2 protein-coding genes are annotated in these 1,807 nt (G+C 38.5%); one reads left to right on the forward strand and one right to left on the reverse strand.

Annotated elements, in window-relative coordinates:
- Positions 1-500: L,D-transpeptidase (locus tag A5294_RS06280; RefSeq protein ID WP_231880213.1), on the forward strand; the 500-nt coding region annotated here is incomplete at its 5' end.
- 102 nt (positions 501-602) lie between these two features.
- On the opposite strand, the gene A5294_RS06285 is transcribed toward A5294_RS06280, so the two are convergent.
- Positions 603-1,664, reverse strand: a complete 1,062-nt coding sequence (locus A5294_RS06285) for a YeiH family protein (protein ID WP_032842515.1) — start codon at positions 1,662-1,664, stop codon at positions 603-605.
- Between the last annotated feature and the right edge of the window lie 143 nt (positions 1,665-1,807).

Here is a 1,807-nt window from a genome sequence, read left to right on the forward strand (position 1 = left end):
GTAATGATAAATCTTTTATTAAAAAATATTGCAAAAATTATCTAGAAAATAAGTCTTTACTTAAACCTAATTTTTGGAAATATCCTACTGGTGGAGCCTATCCTAATCTTACAGGAATAAAGGTTTCGGATTTGCATGTGAATGTAAATTTGAAAAAACAGCGTGTTTATATTATTGCTCATGGGAAAACTGTGTATTCAATGGTTATGAGTTCTGGAATAAAAGACTCGACTCCTCATGGTAATTATCAAATTAATGGTCGTGGTGATCATTTCTTTAATCAAGATGAAAAAGTTGGAGCGGATTACTGGGTTGCTTTTATTGGATCGCAATATTTATTCCATTCTGTGCCGACGAATTATAATTTTGGAGAATATATTCCGTCAGAAGGCATGAAGCTTGGAAAGCCTGCATCGCATGGTTGTGTGCGTTTAAGCGTTGCGGATGCCAAATGGTTTTATAAAAATATTCCTGATGGAACGGCTGTGCATATTGGATAGATTTTTCAAGAATACACGAAAATAAATTATCGAGAATATAAAATGAGGATCTTCAAACGAAGACCCTCATTTGTTAAGCAAAACTATTTTGTAATGTTTTATTTAGAAGAACAGTACTGCAGCTGCATAAGCCAAAGCAACTAAAACAATAGAAGCTAGGAAGCTTGCTGCAAATGCTGCGCGACCTTGCTTAAAAATAGCTCGGAAGTTTACGTTAATTCCAAGTGCAGCCATAGCCATGCCAAGGAAAACGTATCCTGCTTCTACAAGAGTTGATGCGTGAGCTGTTATGAAAGGAACATAAGTTCCAATAACGGATGCTGCAATAAAGCCAAGCATAAACCATGGGAAGCTAATCTTATGCTTTCCGCCATTTTCAACTTTGCTATGACGAGCATTCCACCAAATTGCAATAAAGATGGAGGCTGGAACGAGCATAAGAACTCGTGAAAGCTTCATGATTGTTGCAACATCGATACTATCGAATGCTCCGCCAGCTGCAACGGCATGTGCGATTTCGTGAAGTGATGCACCTGCTGTAATGCCAAGCTGCTGCTTAGTCATGCCAAAGTTAGGCAGGATGAAGATTTCAGCAAGAGCGTAAATAGTGCCCATAATTGCAACTGTTGCAACAGCCATAACTTCGTTCTGTTCTTTCTCATCTTCCTCTTCTGGAAGAACTGGCATTGAGCCAGAAAGACCCATAACTGCAGCAGCTCCACAAATACTTGTGCCTCCTGCTGTAAGCATTGCAAGCTGAGGATTTACCTTCAAGAGTTTAGCAATGTTATAAGTTACGCAAACCATTATTGCAACTAACACAGCTGCAATAGGCAAGCATTTAATGCCCTTGGTAAACAAATCATGCAAATTCAGCTTAAATCCGAGGAGAATAATACCTAGGCGAAGAAGTTTGTTTGCAATCAAACCAGCAGCGCTTTTAACGCCTGCTCGCCTTGAATCATTATTCATTTTGTACACGTGCAATGGCAGCTGCAGAGCCATGCCAACAAGCAACGCAATAATAAGAGCACCAAGTAATTGGAAACCTGGGTACTGCTTAAGCCAGCTACCAATGAAGGAAGCTAGAAGTGTCAATACAGCAATAAGAGCCATATCGATGGTGCAGATTTTCTTTTTCCATGTATCAAAGAAATTAACCATTTAGCCAAGTATTCTCCCATAATCGGACAAAAACGAACATAAATTAAAAAATTAAGCAAATTCTATATAATTTTGCTGCAAATAAACGCGACACGCCGACATAAAATCACATAATCGAACATAATAACTCAATTTATATCGCA

This window comes from Gardnerella sp. 30-4, from assembly GCF_001641215.1.
Taxonomy (GTDB): domain Bacteria; phylum Actinomycetota; class Actinomycetes; order Actinomycetales; family Bifidobacteriaceae; genus Bifidobacterium; species Bifidobacterium leopoldii.